The sequence below is a fragment of the Pseudomonas sp. GW821-FHT09C08 genome, from assembly GCF_059418125.1.
In genome coordinates this window covers 541,413-558,461 of record NZ_JBWKPG010000005.1, presented here as the reverse complement: position 1 = coordinate 558,461, position 17,049 = coordinate 541,413, and the positions used below count along the sequence as shown (strand labels likewise).

General features: G+C 62.3%; 17 protein-coding genes. 10 read left to right on the top strand and 7 right to left on the bottom strand.

The genetic code is table 11. The annotated features are described in order from the left end of the window. Positions 1 to 94 precede the first annotated feature (94 nt). Together AC07OJ_RS20460 and desA are read right to left on the bottom strand one after the other, a co-directional pair. On the bottom strand, positions 95 to 1,096 hold the full coding sequence (locus AC07OJ_RS20460; RefSeq protein ID WP_065899545.1) for a sensor domain-containing diguanylate cyclase: 1,002 nt from the start codon (positions 1,094 to 1,096) through the stop codon (positions 95 to 97). A gap of 188 nt (positions 1,097 to 1,284) precedes the next feature. After that, positions 1,285 to 2,469: a delta-9 fatty acid desaturase DesA gene (gene desA, locus AC07OJ_RS20455; RefSeq protein ID WP_065899546.1), complete on the bottom strand. Its 1,185-nt coding sequence runs from the start codon at positions 2,467 to 2,469 to the stop codon at positions 1,285 to 1,287. A gap of 166 nt (positions 2,470 to 2,635) precedes the next feature. Here desA and dibA point away from each other — a divergent pair, with 166 nt between their 5' ends. The 6 genes from dibA (at position 2,636) to AC07OJ_RS20425 (ending at position 9,006) form a co-directional block, all read left to right on the top strand. Continuing rightward, positions 2,636 to 4,546: a phosphodiesterase DibA gene (gene dibA / locus AC07OJ_RS20450; RefSeq protein ID WP_495095054.1), complete on the top strand. Its 1,911-nt coding sequence runs from the start codon at positions 2,636 to 2,638 to the stop codon at positions 4,544 to 4,546. 303 nt (positions 4,547 to 4,849) lie between these two features. After that, complete coding sequence (oscA, locus tag AC07OJ_RS20445) at positions 4,850 to 5,032, top strand: sulfur starvation response protein OscA (protein ID WP_003170956.1); 183 nt, start codon at positions 4,850 to 4,852, stop codon at positions 5,030 to 5,032. A gap of 75 nt (positions 5,033 to 5,107) precedes the next feature. Continuing rightward, positions 5,108 to 6,118 (top strand): sulfate ABC transporter substrate-binding protein, encoded by a 1,011-nt coding sequence (locus tag AC07OJ_RS20440; protein WP_053137687.1) that lies wholly within the window; start codon positions 5,108 to 5,110, stop codon positions 6,116 to 6,118. Positions 6,119 to 6,317: 199 nt separating this feature from the next. Then, the gene (cysT, locus tag AC07OJ_RS20435) at positions 6,318 to 7,136 is read left to right on the top strand and encodes a sulfate ABC transporter permease subunit CysT (protein WP_065899548.1); all 819 of its coding nucleotides are present in this window, start codon (positions 6,318 to 6,320) and stop codon (positions 7,134 to 7,136) included. A 13-nt stretch (positions 7,137 to 7,149) separates the two neighbouring features. Next, positions 7,150 to 8,022, top strand: coding sequence for a sulfate ABC transporter permease subunit CysW (gene cysW, locus AC07OJ_RS20430; RefSeq protein WP_065899549.1), 873 nt, complete (start codon positions 7,150 to 7,152; stop codon positions 8,020 to 8,022). Between the two features lie 3 nt (positions 8,023 to 8,025). Continuing rightward, positions 8,026 to 9,006, top strand: a complete 981-nt coding sequence (locus tag AC07OJ_RS20425) for a sulfate/molybdate ABC transporter ATP-binding protein (RefSeq protein WP_065899550.1) — start codon at positions 8,026 to 8,028, stop codon at positions 9,004 to 9,006. Between the two features lie 108 nt (positions 9,007 to 9,114). Here the strand turns inward: AC07OJ_RS20425 and AC07OJ_RS20420 are convergent, their stop codons facing one another. Beyond that, complete coding sequence (locus AC07OJ_RS20420) at positions 9,115 to 9,642, bottom strand: Mpo1 family 2-hydroxy fatty acid dioxygenase (protein ID WP_106805469.1); 528 nt, start codon at positions 9,640 to 9,642, stop codon at positions 9,115 to 9,117. An 83-nt stretch (positions 9,643 to 9,725) separates the two neighbouring features. Here AC07OJ_RS20420 and AC07OJ_RS20415 point away from each other — a divergent pair, with 83 nt between their 5' ends. Beyond that, positions 9,726 to 10,412 (top strand): Crp/Fnr family transcriptional regulator, encoded by a 687-nt coding sequence (locus tag AC07OJ_RS20415; protein WP_106805468.1) that lies wholly within the window; start codon positions 9,726 to 9,728, stop codon positions 10,410 to 10,412. Between the two features lie 38 nt (positions 10,413 to 10,450). Then, a complete protein-coding gene (locus tag AC07OJ_RS20410; RefSeq protein WP_065899553.1) occupies positions 10,451 to 10,822 on the top strand; it encodes a response regulator in 372 nt (123 codons plus the stop codon). Positions 10,823 to 11,161: 339 nt separating this feature from the next. Here AC07OJ_RS20410 and AC07OJ_RS20405 read toward each other — a convergent pair whose 3' ends face one another. Further along, entirely contained in the window at positions 11,162 to 12,166 is a 1,005-nt protein-coding gene (locus AC07OJ_RS20405; protein WP_065899554.1) for an AraC family transcriptional regulator, read from the bottom strand. 101 nt (positions 12,167 to 12,267) lie between these two features. Here AC07OJ_RS20405 and AC07OJ_RS20400 point away from each other — a divergent pair, with 101 nt between their 5' ends. Next, positions 12,268 to 13,362: a fatty acid desaturase gene (locus tag AC07OJ_RS20400; protein WP_495095053.1), complete on the top strand. Its 1,095-nt coding sequence runs from the start codon at positions 12,268 to 12,270 to the stop codon at positions 13,360 to 13,362. Here AC07OJ_RS20400 and AC07OJ_RS20395 read toward each other — a convergent pair. The 3 genes from AC07OJ_RS20395 to AC07OJ_RS20385 form a co-directional block, all read right to left on the bottom strand. Then, positions 13,253 to 14,188 carry a LysR family transcriptional regulator gene (locus tag AC07OJ_RS20395; RefSeq protein ID WP_083221306.1) on the bottom strand — a complete coding sequence of 312 codons (936 nt, stop codon included), beginning with the start codon at positions 14,186 to 14,188 and terminating at the stop codon, positions 13,253 to 13,255. The genes AC07OJ_RS20400 and AC07OJ_RS20395 overlap by 110 nt on opposite strands. Before the next feature lie 97 nt (positions 14,189 to 14,285). Further along, positions 14,286 to 15,455, bottom strand: a complete 1,170-nt coding sequence (locus AC07OJ_RS20390) for a CynX/NimT family MFS transporter (RefSeq protein ID WP_213552148.1) — start codon at positions 15,453 to 15,455, stop codon at positions 14,286 to 14,288. After that, complete coding sequence (locus tag AC07OJ_RS20385; RefSeq protein ID WP_495095052.1) at positions 15,442 to 15,903, bottom strand: nucleoside deaminase; 462 nt, start codon at positions 15,901 to 15,903, stop codon at positions 15,442 to 15,444. Before AC07OJ_RS20385 ends, AC07OJ_RS20390 begins: the two co-directional genes overlap by 14 nt. 106 nt (positions 15,904 to 16,009) lie before the next feature. On the opposite strand from AC07OJ_RS20385, the gene AC07OJ_RS20380 reads away from it, so the two are divergent. Further along, on the top strand, positions 16,010 to 16,861 hold the full coding sequence (locus AC07OJ_RS20380) for a LysR family transcriptional regulator (RefSeq protein ID WP_495095051.1): 852 nt from the start codon (positions 16,010 to 16,012) through the stop codon (positions 16,859 to 16,861). Positions 16,862 to 17,049: the final 188 nt, after the last annotated feature.

Here is a 17,049-nt window from a genome sequence, read left to right as displayed (position 1 = left end):
GCGCCCCCTCTTTAGGAGCCGGCTTGCCGGCGATAGCCGTGGTAACTGACACACCGAAATCGCCAGCAAAGCCGGCGCCTACAGTTGATCGGGGTTAGCCCGCGATCACGCGGTTCTTGCCCAGCCGCTTGGCCTCGTACATGGCGGCATCGGCGCGGGCGAACAGGCTGTCCAGGGTCGAGTCTTCCTCTTTGAGGCTGGCCAGGCCCTGGCTGATCGTCACGCTGAAGGCCTGGCCTTCATAGCTGAAGCTCAGCTCCTGAATCTCCCTGCCCAGGCGTTCGGCCACTTGCAGCGCCATTTCTGGTGCGCAGCCTGGCAGTACAGCGGCAAATTCCTCGCCGCCAATGCGCCCGAACAAGTCGCCACGGCGCAATACACCGCGACCGCTTTCGGCGATACGCCTGAGCACCTGATCGCCTTCCAGGTGGCCGTAGGTATCGTTGACGTCCTTGAAATCATCGATGTCCAGCAGCAGGAAAGCCAGCGGCGCCCCCTGGGCGCAGGCGCTGTCGAAGGCCTGGTTGGCGCACTCGAAGAAGTGCCGGCGGTTGCTGCTCTGCGTCAGCACGTCGGTGGTGGCGAGGCGATGCAGCTCTAGTTCCATTTGCTTTTTTTCAGTGATGTCCTCGGCCATGCCCACCACGATCACCGGTTCGCCGGGCTCGACCTGCTGGTTGATGTAGCACTTGTCGCTCAGCCAGCGGATCTGGCCATCCGCGGTGATGATGCGGTACTCGCGGTCCTCCACGGCACCTTGCTCCAGCACGCGGGCCATGCTGTGCTCGGCGTAGTCGAGGTCTTCGGGGTGGATACTGTTGCGCCATTCCCGATGGTCGGCCAGCAGCAGGCCGGCGGAACGGCCGAAAATACGCTCGTAGGCCGGACTCACGTACAGCACGCGGCGCGTTTCCCAATCGATGGCCCACAGCACAGCGTTGACGCTGACCAGCAGCGAACTCAGCAACTGCTCGCGCTCACTCAGCCGCTCGACTTCACCCTGGGCATGCATCAGCGCCAGCAGGGTCGCCGCCGCTGCTGGGCGCGGATGCTCAGCAGTGGGGGCGTCGTGTAAGTAGGACTTTTCGTGAACCATCGGCACAACTCTCTCTGGGCGCGCCGCAGGATGGAGCAGCGGTCACTACAAGGGGCCACCATGATGGCGAAGTGTTCATTGAGAGAGGGGAATTGCAGTGAAGTTCCGTCAACTGGACCGATTGACGGTGACCGAGAAATGACGCCAAAAAGCTGATTGGCGGGAGGGAAGGCCCTCCCGCCGCACTCTCAGACGGCTGCAGGACGCAGCGAGTAGGTCTTCAATTGGTGGGCAAAATCGCGCAGGGATTGGATGCCGCTGGCCTCGGCTTCATGCACCCATTCCTTGATGGCTGCGAGCATATCGTGGCCATTGGAGCTGGTCTTGAGCCAGATCTGTTGCAGTGCCAGGCGCTTTTCGTAGATCACCTGAAGCGCATGGCTGTGCTCCAGCATGCTCTGGATGCGCACGTGGTGGCGGTCATCCAGCAAGCTGGTCTCGCGGGACAACAGGCGCTTGGCGCGATGGAACTGGTGGCGCACCGAGTGATCGACCTTTTCCAGCTCCTGCTTGACCAGCGGGCCAATCACCAACTTGCGGTACTGGGCCATGATCTGGAAGCGGTTGTTGAGGATCGCCATGGCGGTGTCCATGTCCAGGTGGCCCTTGCCCTCGACGCGGTGCGCGATCGGCGCGACACGCTGCACCTTGGCCAGGCGCAGGAAGCTGAACACTTTGATCCACGCCCAGCCGAGGTCGAACTCCCACTTCTTCACCGACAACTTCGCCGAATTGGGGTAGGTGTGGTGGTTGTTGTGCAGTTCTTCGCCGCCGACGATGATGCCCCACGGCACCAGGTTGGTGGCGGCGTCGCGGCATTCGAAGTTGCGATAGCCGACGGCATGCCCCAGGCCGTTGATCACGCCGGCGGCCCAGAACGGGATCCACATCATCTGGATCGCCCAGATGGTGATGCCGATGGTGCCGAACAGCAGCAGGTCGATCACGCCCATGATCGCCACGCCCAGCAGCGGGTAGGGCGTGTAGATCTTGCGTTCGATCCAGTCGTCCGGGCAGTTCTTGCCGTAGATGCGCAGGGTTTCAGGGTTTTCTGCCTCGGCGCGGTACAGCTCGGCGCCTTTGCGCAATACGGTGGACAGGCCCTTGATCACCGGGCTGTGCGGGTCATCGACGGTTTCGCACTTGGCGTGGTGCTTGCGGTGGATAGCGGTCCACTCGCGGGTGTTCTGCGCCGTGGTCAGCCACAGCCAGAAGCGGAAGAAGTGTTTCAGGCCAGCATTGAGTTCCAGGGAACGATGGGCTGAATAGCGGTGCAGATAGACGGTGACCGCGACGATGGTCACGTGGGTCATCAACAGAGTGACTGCCACCAGTTGCCAGGCTGACAAGTCAAGAAAACCGTTGTACCACATAGGCTGTATGGCCCTCAGAAAAAGAAAAGAACAGCTCACGCATTATCACTAAGCCTACAGAGAAAACCAGCAGCCCTTTCAGATAGGAGTGACTGGATGTTTCTTATTCTATAATCCGCAGCCTTTGTAGGGCGATTGTGTTTTTTGGGTAAGGATTACTGACCATATGCTGTTTTCATACCGAGGTGCCCTGCGTGCAGGGCTGGTATACCTGCTGGTTTCCATTGTGTGGCTCCAGCTCAGCAACCATTTATTGATCAACTTTCTCGATGAACCGCGGGAGTTGGGGCGCTGGCTGCAGGTGCGCGGGTACGTGTGGGTCGCCGTGAGTGCACTGGCCATCTACCTGATGTGCGCGCGATTTGCCCGCGCGCATCAGTTGCAGCAGCCACTCAAGGAAAACCGCGAACGCCTGCGCCAGGCCGCCGCAGTGTTTGATTGCACGCGTGAAGGCGTGCTGGTGACCGATGCCCAGGGGCTCATCGTGCACGTCAACCGGGCCTTCATGGAGATCACCGGCTATCGGCGCGAAGACGTCATGGGCCAGCAGCCCAGCCTGTTCAAGTCCGGACGCCATTCGTCGCATTTTTACCAGCAGATGTTCCAGAGCCTGGAACGCACCGGCGAATGGAGCGGTGAAATCTGGAACCGGCGCAAAAGCGGTGAAATTTATCCACAGTGGCAAACCATCCGTGTGATCCACGATGACCAGGGCAGCGTCAGCCATTACGTCGCGGTGTTTTCCGACATCAGTGCCATCAAGGATTCCGAGCACGAACTGGCCCACCTGGCCCATCACGACCCGCTGACCGACCTGCCCAACCGCCTGCTGTTCACCGACCGCGCCGAGCAGGCGCTGGCCTCGGCGCAACTGCACAAGCGCGGCTGCGCCCTGCTGCTGATGGACCTCGACCACTTCAAGATCATCAATGACAGCTTGGGCCACAACGTCGGCGACCAATTGCTCAAGCTGGTCGGCGAGCGGCTGCAGGGCCTGTTCGGGCCCGGCGTGACCCTGGCGCGGCTGGGCGGGGATGAGTTCGCCGTCCTCGCGGAAAGCTGCTCGCAGGTGGTCCAGGCGGCCGCATTGGCGCAGCGCATGCTGGAGGCGATGAAACAGGCGTTCATTTTCGACGGCCACCAATTGTTTATCAGCGCGAGTATTGGCATCAGCCTGTTCCCCAACGACGCCCTGAGCGCCGAACAGCTGCTGCGCAACGCCGACTCCGCGTTGTTCAAGGCCAAGAGCGCCGGGCGTGAAGGCTACGCGCTGTACACCGAAGAACTCACCGCCCATGCGCAGAACCGTGTGGAAATCGCCAGTGAGCTGCGGCGTGCCCTCGACCAGCAGGAACTGCGCGTGTACTACCAGCCGGTCCACGATCTGCACACCAGCCGGCTGATCGGCGTCGAGGCGCTGGTGCGCTGGCAACACCCGGAACGCGGATTGGTGCCGCCGGGCGAATTCATCCCCATCGCCGAGCGCACCGGGCTGATTGCCGACATCGATGGCTGGGTGATGCACCAGGCCTGTCGGCAGATGTGCCAGTGGCTGGCCGAGGGTACGCCGTTGAGCTTTATCGCGATCAATGTGTCCAGCCGCTTGTTTGCCCGGCGCGAACTGTACGAACAGGTCGCCCAGGTGCTGCATCAAACCGGCCTCGACCCGGCCTTCCTGGAGCTGGAAGTCACCGAAAGCGCGGTGATGGACGACCCTGAAGTGGCCCTGGAACAACTGCATCGCCTGCGTGAGCTGGGCTTGCGCCTGGCCATCGACGACTTCGGGACCGGCTATTCCTCGCTGCTGCGCCTCAAGCGCCTGCCGGTGCAGAAGCTCAAGATCGACCAGGGTTTTGTTGCCGGGCTGCCGTGGGACGAGGATGACGCGGCGATTGTGCGTGTAGTGATCGCCCTGGCGAAGAGCATGGGCATGCAAGTGCACGCCGAGGGGATCGAGCAGGTGGAGCAGGCACGGTTTCTGTTGGAGCAGGCGTGCGACCTGGGGCAGGGTTACTGGTTCGGGCGGCCGATGCCGGCGCAGGAGATTGATTGGGCAAGGGCGCCTGCCATTCGTTAGGCACACCGCGGTCAATGTCCGGGCCGAGCTTGCCGGCGATGAGGAACTGTCAGGCGAAATATTCGCTGCCTGACACACCGCCATCGCGGGCGAGCCCGGCTCTCACAGGGTTCAGCGGCGCCTGTGCGTGAGTATTTTCATGGCCAAAGTCCTCGCAACCCCGCGCCCCACCAGAAAATTCTTTCTGGTTATATAAACATTCTTAAATAGTATTTTTAAGAATATCCCTGCTTATCTACTATCGCCCTCACGCCGCAAGCAGTGCCGCCACTGCGAGGCACTATTCATTTCAGGAGCGAGACCATGAGCGCATCTCTACGTAGCGTCGACGGCCAGGACGAAGCAGCCATTTTGCGTGAGATCCAGAGCGCCCTGCGCGATCTGCGGTTTGGCGCGGTGGAAATTACTGTGCACAACGCCCAAGTGGTACAGATCGAACGCAAAGAAAAATTCCGTTTGCAGAACCCGGGTAACAAACCGAGCTAAGCAAAAACGGCGATTCGCATGCTAGACCCGCAACTATAAGAAAAAGCCAACACCCAAGAATTTCAGGAGCCTTCTATGTCGTCGATTCGCCGTTATGCCCTGGCCGCCCTGGCCAGTGCCGTGTTTGCCGGTTCCGCTGTTGCCAAGGACTACGAGTTGCTCAACGTCTCGTACGACCCGACCCGTGAGCTGTACCAGGACTACAACGCTGAGTTCACCAACTTCTGGAAACAGTCCCACCCAGGTGACAACGTCAAGATCCAGCAATCCCACGGTGGCTCGGGCAAGCAAGGCCGGGCAGTGATCGACGGCCTGCGCGCCGACGTAGTGACCCTGGCCCTGGCCGGCGACATCGACGAAATCGCCAAGTTGGGCAAGACCCTGCCGGAAAACTGGCAGACCCGCCTGCCGGACGCCAGCACCCCATACACCTCGACCATCGTGTTCCTGGTGCGCAAGGGCAACCCTAAAGGCATCAAGGATTGGGGCGACCTGATCAAGAAAGACGTTTCGGTGATCACCCCGAACCCGAAAACCTCCGGCGGTGCGCGCTGGAACTTCCTCGCCGCCTGGGCCTACGGCCTGAAATCCGGTGGCAGCGAAGCCAAGGCGCAGGAATACGTGAAAGAGCTGTTCAAGCACGTGCCGATCCTCGACACCGGCGCCCGTGGCTCGACCATCACCTTCGTCAACAACGGTCAGGGTGACGTGTTGCTGGCCTGGGAAAACGAAGCGTTCCTGGCCCTGAAAGAAGACGGCGGCGCCGACAAGTTCGACATCGTCGTGCCTTCCCTGTCGATCCTCGCGGAGCCGCCAGTGGCCGTGGTTGACAAGAACGCCGAGAAAAAGGGCAATACCGAGATCGCGACCGAATACCTCAAGCACCTGTACAGCCCGGCTGGCCAGGAGATTGCGGCGAAGAACTTCTACCGCCCACGCGATGCAAAAGTTGCCGCCAAATACGCCCAGCAGTTCCCGAAACTGGACCTGGTGACTATCGACAAAGACTTCGGCGGCTGGAAAACTGCCCAACCGAAATTCTTCAATGACGGTGGCGTGTTCGACCAGATCTACACGGCGCAGTAAGCCAAACTACCGGTAGGAGCCCGCCTCTCGGCGGGAGCTGGGCTTGTGTGGGAGCGGGCTTGCCTGCGATAGCATCACCTCGGTGCGACTGATACACCGAGGTGCCTGCATCGCGGGCAAGCCCGGCTCCCACAGAAGCGCCAGCTCCTGCAGGAAGCGCGCTCCTACAGTGGTATCTACCCGCTAACCAAGGACTCTTATGTCGCGTCGTATTTCCCCCGTCATACCCGGCTTCGGGCTGACGCTGGGCTACACCGTGGTGTACCTCAGCCTGATCGTACTCATCCCCCTCGCGGCGATGTTTGTACACGCCGCTCAACTCACTTGGGATCAGTTCTGGAACATCATTTCCGCACCGCGCGTGCTGGCGGCGTTGAAACTGAGCTTCAGCACCGCGCTGTATGCCGCTCTGATCAATGGCGTGATCGGCACGCTGCTGGCCTGGGTGCTGGTGCGCTACACCTTCCCCGGACGCAAGATCATCGATGCGATGATCGACCTGCCGTTCGCCCTGCCCACCGCCGTGGCCGGTATCGCGCTGACGGCGCTGTACACGCCGACCGGCCTGGTCGGCCAGTTCGCCACTGACCTGGGCTTCAAGATCGCCTACACCCCGCTGGGCATCACCCTGGCGCTGACGTTCGTCACCCTGCCGTTCGTGGTGCGCACCGTGCAGCCGGTACTCGCCGATATCCCCCGGGAAATCGAAGAAGCCGCCGCCTGCCTGGGCGCCAAGCCGCTGCAAGTGTTCCGCTACATCCTCGTGCCCGCGCTGCTGCCTGCCTGGCTGACCGGTTTCGCCCTGGCTTTTGCCCGTGGCGTCGGCGAGTACGGCTCGGTGATTTTCATCGCCGGCAACATGCCGATGAAAACCGAGATCCTGCCGCTGCTGATCATGGTCAAGCTCGACCAGTACGATTACCACGGCGCCACGTCCATCGGTGTGCTGATGCTGGTGGTTTCCTTTATTTTGCTGCTGCTGATCAACTTGCTGCAGCGTCGCATCGAACACCCATAAGGAGGCGCGGAACATGTCCCAATCGTCTATTTCCGCCGCGTCCTCGGCCAACGCTGCCCGTCGTGGCAGCGCGGTGTCGCGACGCATCCTGATCAGCCTCGGCTGGCTGGTGTTCTTCCTGTTCCTGCTGCTGCCGCTGTTTATCGTGGTGTCCCAGGGGTTGAAGAATGGCCTCGGCGCGTTCTTCACCGCGATCCTCGAACCCGACGCGCTGTCGGCGCTGAAACTCACGGTTATCGCCGTGGTGATTTCGGTACCGCTCAACGTGGTGTTCGGGGTCAGCGCCGCGTGGTGCGTGAGCAAGTACTCGTTCCGTGGCAAGAGCATCCTGGTCACGCTGATCGACCTGCCGTTCTCGGTCTCGCCGGTGATCGCGGGCCTGGTCTATGTGCTGATGTTCGGCGCCCAGGGCTTCTTCGGCCCATGGCTGCAAGACCATGACATCCAGATCGTGTTCGCCTTGCCCGGCATCGTGCTCGCGACCATTTTTGTCACCGTGCCCTTCGTTGCGCGTGAACTGATCCCGCTGATGCAGGAGCAGGGCACCCAGGAAGAAGAGGCCGCGCGCCTGCTCGGCGCCAACGGCTGGCAGATGTTCTGGCATGTCACCGTGCCGAACATCAAATGGGGCCTGATCTACGGCGTGGTGCTGTGTACCGCACGGGCCATGGGTGAGTTCGGCGCGGTGTCGGTGGTGTCCGGCCACATTCGCGGCGTGACCAACACCCTGCCGCTGCACGTCGAGATTCTCTACAACGAATACAACCACGTCGCTGCGTTTGCGGTGGCGAGTCTGTTGCTGATCCTGGCGCTCTTCATCCTGCTGCTCAAGCAGTGGAGCGAGAACCGTATTAATCGCCTGCGTGCCAGTGCGGCTGAGGAATAAGTCATGTCGATCGAAGTCCGTAATGTCAGCAAGAATTTCAACGCCTTCAAGGCCCTGAACAGCATCAATCTGGACATCCAGAGTGGCGAGCTGGTGGCGTTGCTCGGCCCGTCCGGCTGCGGCAAGACCACCTTGCTGCGCATCATTGCCGGCCTGGAAACCCCGGATGACGGCAGCATCGTGTTCCACGGTGAAGACGTCTCCGGCCACGATGTGCGTGATCGCAACGTCGGTTTTGTGTTCCAGCACTACGCGCTGTTCCGCCACATGACGGTGTTCGACAACGTCGCCTTCGGCCTGCGCATGAAGCCGAAAAACCAGCGCCCGAGCGAAAGCCAGATCGCGGTCAAGGTGCATGAGCTGTTGAACATGGTGCAGCTGGACTGGCTGTCGGATCGCTACCCGGAGCAACTCTCCGGTGGCCAACGCCAACGTATCGCCCTGGCCCGCGCCCTGGCGGTGGAACCGAAAGTGCTGCTGCTGGACGAACCTTTCGGCGCTCTCGACGCCAAGGTGCGTAAAGAGCTGCGCCGCTGGCTGGCGCGCCTGCACGAAGACATCAACCTGACCTCGGTGTTCGTGACCCACGACCAGGAAGAGGCGATGGAAGTCGCCGACCGTATCGTGGTGATGAACAAGGGCGTGATCGAGCAGATCGGCTCACCGGGCGAAGTGTATGAAAACCCGGCCAGCGATTTCGTTTACCACTTCCTCGGCGACTCCAACCGCCTGCACCTGGGGGAAGACAAGCACGTGTTGTTCCGCCCGCATGAAGTGTCGCTGTCGCGGCATGAACTCGAAGATCACCATGCGGCTGAAGTGCGCGACATTCGCCCACTTGGCGCTACCACGCGGGTGACCTTGAAGGTGGAAGGCCAGAGCGAGCTGATCGAAGCTGAAGTGGTCAAGGATCACGACAGCCTGACCGGCTTGGCGCGCGGTGAAACGTTGTTCTTCAAGCCCAAGGTCTGGCAAAAAGCCTGAGGGCACCGCAACACCCAATGTGGGAGCGGGCTTGCTCGCGAATGCGGTCTATCAGTACCCCATGTACTGACTGACACACTGCATTCGCGAGCAAGCCCGCTCCCACATTCAGGCCTCGCCAGGCTTTAGATCCCGGCGTACCACCGGCCCCGACCGCTCTTCAATCTCCTGCTTGAGCCCCTGGCGCAGCCCCAGCAAAAACGCCAGCTCCGCCACCACAAACAGCGGCCCCACAATCAGCCCCGAGACGTCATCTACAAACGCCGGCTTCCTGCCCTCGTAATAGTGGCCGACAAACTGAATCACCCAGCCCACCACGAACATCCCAATACCGCTGCTGAGCCACACCAGCGTGCTTTGCGCCGCCAGCACATGCCCGGCCCACACGGATAAACCCATCAGTACCGTCATCAGCACACCCAGTGCCAGTTCCAGGCGCAGGTAAAACCACGCCGAAAACAGCGCGACAAGCACCGCCGGCGACAGCCACAGGCTGCCCACCGGCCATTCGGGACGTGACAGCAGCACGGCCACGGCCACCACGATCAACGGGATGCCGATAAAGTGGCTGGCAATATTGCGCGGGTCGCGGTGGTAGGCAGCGTATTGACTGAGGTGGTCGACGAGGCTTTTCATTGTTGTTCCTCCTGTAGGATGTTTGATCATGCCCTGTCCGCCTGTGACTAACTGTCAGCTGGGCGACAATCTTCGGAGTTCGCATGGACGTAGAGCAATGGCGCTCCCGGTTGGCCACCGGTCACTGGTTCAGCCACCTGCCCGCACCGTTTCAGCATAGCCTGCTGGCGCATGCCCGGTTGCGCCAGCTGGCGCCGGGGCAGTACCTGTTCAAGCGCGGTGATCCGCCCTGTGGCCTGTATGCGGTGCTTGAGGGCACGCTGCGCGTCAGTGCGGTGAATGAGCACGGCAAGGAGGCAGTGTTGAGCCTGGTGGAGCTGCCCTACTGGTTCGGCGAAATCTGCCTGTTCGACGGTTTGCCGCGCACCCACGACGCCTGCGCTGTCGGGCCGTGCACGCTGTTGCAGGTGCCGCAGCAGGCACTGCTGAAAGTCCTCGATGAACACCCCCGTTACTGGCGTGACCTCGCATTGCTGATGAGCCAGAAGCTGCGCCTGAGCTTTATCGGCCTGGAGCAACTGAGCCTGATGCCGGCCTCGGTGCGCCTGGCTCATCGTTTGTTGATGATCGTCGAGGGTTATGGCGATATCGAGCACTCCAGGCGCGTGCTGCAATTGCCCCAGGAAGACCTCGCGGCGATGTTGAGCCTGTCGCGCCAGACCACCAACGCCTTGCTCAAGGACCTGCAAGCCCAGGGCGTCGTGCGCCTGGGGTACGGCGAGATCGAAATCCTCGACGCCCGGCGGCTGCGGGAGGCGGCGCAGACCTGAGGGTGGTAGCCTGCACACCTGATCAATCGAGGTGTGTTATGCGCGTGCTGTTAGTGGAACATGAATCCGAAGAGGCACAGCGGATGGCCCAGGGCTTGAACGAGGCGGGCTACAGCGTGGAAGTCGCCGCCAACGGCATGGCGGCGCAGCGTTTTGTCGAAAGCACCGAGTACGACCTGGTAATCCTGGACGTGATGCTGCCCGGGCTGAATGCCTGGAAATTGCAGCAGGCGATCCGGCAGAAGGGCGCCACGCCGCTGCTGTTCCTGACCACGCCAGGCGGGATTGAAGACCGCCTGCGCGGCCTGGAGCTGCATGAAGATGATTACCTGCTCAAGCCGTTCGAGAGCAAGGCGTTGGTGGCGCGGGTGAAGAAGCTGCTTCGGCGGGACCGGAGCCGGCAACTCTAGTGCCTGAACCATTGCTATCGCAGGCAAGCCAGCTCCCACATTGGCAGGTGTTCACAGATCAAATGTGGGAGCCGGGCTTGCCCGCGATGCGGCCTTGAAGGATCAGGTAAGGGGTGTCTGGTCCGTCGCTTTCGCGAGCAAGCCCGCTCCCACATTGGCAGGTGTTCACCGATCAAAAAGTGGGAGCCGGGCTTGCCCGCGATGAGGTGTTGAAGGATCAGGGTAAGGGGTGTCTGGTCCATCGCTTTCGCGAGCAAGCCCGCTCCCACATTTGGAATGCATTCCCCTGTGGGAGCGGGCTTGCTCGCGAAGGGGCCATCACACACACCACAGATTTACTTAGCGCAAGCCATCCCGAAACTGCCCCGGCGTCATCCCCGTCCAACGCTTGAAGGCGCGGTTGAAGCTGCTGGTATCGGCAAAGCCGAGCAAATGACTGATCTCGGCCAGTGAGCACTGCAGGTCGCGCAGGTGCAGCAAGGCCAGGTTCTGCCGGCATTCATTGAGCAGTGCATCAAAGCGACAGCCTTCATCCGCCAGGTGCCGCTGCAGGCTGCGCAGGCTCAAGTGCAAGGCCTGGGCAACGCGCTCGGCACTCGGTTCGCCGTCGGGCAATTGCGCCTCGATGGTTGCACGGACCTTGCGCTCCCAGGTCAGCGGTTGCAGCTGGGCGAGGGTGCGCTTGAGTACGGTTTCGTTGTGCTCGGCCAGTTCCGGGTTGGCGTCGTCCAGGTGGCTGTCGAAATCGTGCGCGGCGAATTCAATACGGTCTTCCTCGGCGGCAAAGAACACCGGTGCGCGAAAGACCGTGTGCCAAGGCGTGGGATCGGCCGGTGGTGGTCGGCGCAGGTACACCGCCAACGGTGCATAGTCGCGGCCGAGGCGGTTGCGGCAGGTGCGCACATAGATCGCGGCAAACGCGTCGATGGCTTCCAGCGCCGGCGCCGGGCTGCCGGGCGGTTGCAGCAGGCGAAAACGGTAACGCTCGCCGTCGCCGCTCAGCTCAAGCGCGAGGGCGTCGCTGACCACTTGGTGATAGCGCACGATGCGCTCGAACACCTCGCGCAGGCTGCCGCTGGCCACCAGGGCATACCCCAGCGCATGAAACGTGGTGGGGCTGACGAACCGCGACACCCGCAGCCCAATCGCCGGATCGCCGCTGGCCTGCACCGCCAATTCCCACAACCGCGTGGTGGCTGACAGCGGGTAGCGCGCATTCGGGTCGTCCATCTGCTGTGGGTCGAGCCCGGCCTCGGTGCACAGTGCGGCGCTGTCGAGGCCCAGGGCGTCGAGCTGCTTGCGCAGGGCGCGGGTCCAGCTGGCGAGGGACGTGGGTTCGGTCATGACGATTGGCGCTTGCGGTCAACAGGTTGGCGTGTGCGGCTAGCGTCCGGCAAGAGGGCTTGGTGCAGGATGTAGCCATCAATGAACAAGAGGATGGAAGCATGGACGGTACTTCTGCAAGTCCCCAGCAGATGAACGCACAACAACGCTCGGCGCATATCCGTGAAGTGGTGCTCGCCGAAGGCGTCCGGTTGCGCCGGCAGCACCCCTGGCTGCTGCATCAGGACGCGTTGGGCGCGGGCATCCTGGCCTTTGCGCTGCTCGGCATGGTCGGCTCGGCGGCGCTGTATATCACCGGGCATATGGCCTGGTGGGTGTGCCTGCTGCTCAATGCCTTCCTGGCCTCACTGACCCATGAGCTGGAACACGACCTGATCCACAGCATGTACTTTCGCAAGCAGCGCCTGCCCCACAACCTGATGATGGGCCTGGTGTGGCTGGCGCGGCCGAGCACGATCAACCCGTGGATCCGCCGGCATCTGCACCTCAACCATCACAAGGTGTCGGGCACCGAGACCGATATGGAAGAACGCGCGATCACCAACGGCGAGCCCTGGGGCATCGCGCGTCTGCTGATGGTCGGGGACAACATCATGTCGGCGTTCATCCGCATGCTGCGCGCCAAGACCTGGAAGCACAAACTCAGCATCCTCAAGCGCTCTCTGCTGGTGTACGCGCCGTTGGCGCTGCTGCATTGGGGCGCCTGGTACGTCTTTCTCGGCTTTCATGCCGCCAACGGCATCGCCAGCCTGCTGGGCACGCCCATCGACTGGTCGGCCAGCACTGTGCAGATGATGCAGGTCATCGATATCGCCGCCGTGGTGATCATCGGCCCCAACGTGCTGCGCACCTTTTGCCTGCACTTTGTCAGCTCCAACATGCACTACTACGGCGATGTGGAGCTGGGCAACGTGATCGAGCAAACCCAGGTGTTGAACCCTTGGTGGCTGTGGCCGTTGCAGGCGTTCTGCTTCAATTTCGGCAGCACCCACGGCATCCACCACTTTGTGGTGAAGGAGCCGTTTTATATCCGCCAGATGACGGCCAAGGTGGCACATAAAGTCATGGCCGAGATGGGCGTGCGCTTCAATGATTTCGGGACGTTTGCGCGGGCCAATCGGCTTGGCTTTCCACCGCCAGCAGCGTCTCGATCAGCGCCTTCGCCGCAGGCGACAAGCGCACCCCAGCGCGGCTGATCACGCCGCAGCGGTTGCTCAGGCTGTCTAGGGCGTGGGGCAGGTTGCGCCAGTGCAATACGCGCAATTCACCGCGGGCAAAGGCGTCGACGAAGGCTTCTTCGGCGCCTAGGCCAATGGCGTCCGACTGGCGCACGATGCTGGCCAGCGCGGCAAACTGCTCGAGTTCGATGGCAGGCGCAAAGTCGACGCGCCCGCTCAGATTGGCCAACAGCTTGCGAATGCCGGGCGCGATCAGCGGCGTGGCCAGCGGGTAGCCGAACAGGTCGTTGGTGGACAGGCTGTCCTTGGCCAGCAGCGGGTGCCCGTCGCGGCAGAAAAACGCACTGCGGCGCGGCGTCAGGGCCTGGGTCTGGAAATTCGGGTCGGCTTCGAAATGGCGCACATCGGCAATAAAGAATTCGATCTCTTCGCGGTTCAGGCTGCGCCCGAGTTTTTCCCAGTTATCCACCTGCAACGCGGTGCGCACCTTGGGGTAGGTGGTGATAAAACGCGCCATGGCCTGGGGCACCAGGTTCACCGCTGCCACGGCGTCACTGCCCAAGCGCACTTCACCGGCGTCGAGCTTGGTCATGCGCGTGACCTCATGACTGAGCAGCGCCGCGCCTTGCACCAGGCTCAACGCGTGTTGCAGCACCACCTGGCCTTCCGGGGTCGGGCGCAAGTCTTTGTTGGCGCGATCCACCAGCACGCAGCCGAACTCCTGCTCCAGGCCCTGGATGCTGCGGCTGAAGGCCGGCTGGGTGATACCCATGGCATCCGCCGCACGCACGAAACTGCGGTGCTCGTTGAGCGCGATGAAGTAGCGCAGTTGGCGAAGATCCATGGTGTGCCCGGCATCCTGTAGGAGAACCGGGATTTTAAGGCGGCTGCTTATTCCGTCAACGAAGCATTATTGTTTTATCTAGATCTTAAATGCATATCTATAGAGCGGGGGCCGTGCGGTAGGTCGCCGGGCTGAACACCCGCGTTACCACCAGCATCGTCACCACGGTCACGGTCAGCACGACCCAGGCACTGACGAAGCTGCCGGTCAGTTCACGCAGCCAGCCGGTCAGCCAGGGCGAGAGGGCATTGATCAAGAACCCCACGCCCTGCACAAAGGCCGCCAGTTGCCCGGCCTGGCGCGGGTCGCGATGGTGGTCGAGGGTCAGCAGCAGGCTCAGGGCGAAACACGCACCGAGACCGAAACCGCACAAGGCCACCCACAGGTGCGGATAATCCTGCGGCGCGAGGATCAGGCCGAGGTAACCCACGGTCTGCGCCAGCAGGCTGATGCCAAGCAGGGGCCGGCGGTCGATCCCGCGTTGCGCCAGCACCGGCATCAACAGCGCGGCGATCACCTGGAAGATCGTCATGAACGCCAGCAACGAACCGCTGGGCAACACGCCCCAGCCCAGTTGCTGGTAGTAGGCCGGCAGCCACGCCACCATGCTCATGTAGCCGCAATTGACCAGGCCGAAATACAGCGCCAGCAGCCAGGCGCGGCGATTGCGCAGGCCCTGGAACGCCGGCGCCACCTGAGGATTTCGCGCCGCGCCGAGGGGCAACCAGGCCCACAACAGCAACGCCCCCAGCGCCGGCAGTAGCCACACGCCGAGCCCCGCCTGCCATTGCTGGAAGTGCGTGGCCACCACCGGGCTGAGCAGTGCCGCCAGCCCGCCACCGGCCATCAGCGAGGCCGAATACACGCCCATCGCCACCGGCACACGGTGATGAAACTCGCGCTTGATCATCGCCGGCACCAATGCCTGGATCAGCGCCACACCGGCGCCTCCCAGCAGTGCCGTGACCAGCAGTGCCGAACCCTGGCCCATCAGCCAGCGCGCGAGGCACGCCAGCAGGATCATCATCAGGCCCAGGGCGATGCCACGCCGCTCACCCAGGCGTGCCTCCACGCGCACCCCCACCAGCGCCACCAGGCCCATGCACACCACCGGCAGGCTGGTCAGCAGGGCGCTGCTCTGGAAACTCAAGCCGGTGGCCTGGCGAATCTCGCCAAGCAACGGGCTGATCGAGCTGAGGATCGGCCGCAGGTTCAGGCCGAGCACCACCAGCAGGCCCCAGCCGGCGAGGGATTTATTCAGGCTCATGCAGGGTTTTCCACTGGTGGTACAACTGGGTCATCGCCGGGTCCGGCAGGTGCTGGATCGGCAAGCGTTGCTCGCTCAAGGGCAAGCCCACCTGTTGCCCGATCGCCGCCGTCGACAGGCCGAACGGCTCGGCCATTTCATTGCTGGCGGCAAACACTACGCGCTGGACACCGCACAAATACATGGCACTCAGGCACATCGGGCAGGGTTGGCCGCTGGCGTAGATCACACAACCGTCCAGGCGCGCGCCGAGCTGTCGGCTGGCAGCGCGGATCGCCAGTAGCTCGGCGTGGGCGGTGGGGTCCTGGGTCAGATGGATTTCATTCACGGCTTCAACCAGCACTTCGCCATTGCGCGTCAACACCGCCCCAAAGGGCCGGCCACCTTGGGCGACGTTCGCTAGTGCAAGTCGGATGGCGCGTTGCAGGTGCTGATGATCGTCGGTCATGGAGGCCTCTGGGCAGAATGCAGGGGGTGAAGTATGGCCAGCCGCTGAGGTATTCTGAAATTAAATATAACCATGCCAATCAGTGGCAAACGCAATGGTGACAGCGATGTTTGATCCCGTGTTGTTGCGCAGTTTTGTTGCCGTGGTGGACTGCGGCAATTTCACCCGCGCTGCCGAGCGCCTGCACTTGACCCAGTCGACTGTCAGCCAGCAGATCCGCCGCCTGGAAGAAGCGGTGGCATGCCAGTTGCTGGACCGTGACCAGCGCCATGTGGTGGCCACGGCGGAGGGCGAGCGCCTGCTGGCCTATGCGCGGCGCATCCTCGCGCTGCACGAAGAAGCCGCCGATGTGTTGATCAACCAGCAAAGCGACGGCGTGCTGCGCCTGGGCGTTCCGGAAGACTTTGCCGCCGAACGCCTGATGCCATTGCTTTCGGCGTTCGTGCAGGCATTTCCGCGGGTGCGCCTGGAGGTCACCAGCGGCCTTGGTCCGGAATTGCAGCGCCAGTACCGCAGCGGTGAGTTCGATGTGTTGTTGGTCAAGCAGATGGGCGACAGCGCCGACTGCCTGGCCTCGTGGCCCGAGCCGTTGTGCTGGGTCGACAGCCGCAGCACGCCGTCTCTGGGCCGCGATCCGTTGCCGTTGGTGGCCTTCCCAGTGGGCGGGCTGTACCGCAATGAGATGCTCCAACACCTGGAAGTCGGCGGCTGGCGCTGGCGCATCGGGTATTCCAGCGCAAGCCTGGCCAGTGTGTGTTCAGCCGTGGCGGCAGGATTGGGCATCAGCCTGTTGCCCCGCCGCGTGGTGCAGGCCGGGCATGTGATAGTGGCTGCAGACAGCGGCTTGCCGCCGGTGGAAGGTGTGCGACTGGCGCTGTATGGCCGCACGGGCCTGGGGGCGGCGGGACAGAGTTTGCAGCGTCAATTGCTCGATTTGTGTGCAAAAAGCCCCGCTTGAGCCATGCCTTTTCTGAATATTTTTTATGCCTGTAGAGCATCAGAAAACCGCGCGGCGGCGCCAGGCCCCGCAGGACGGGGCTTCGGCGTTTCCGAATGTTTCGTTTATTCAGTTTAGATCTATATATAACTTTAAAGATTACTTTAAGAGATAAGCGTCTGGCCCCGATGATTCAGCCCTCGACGGCC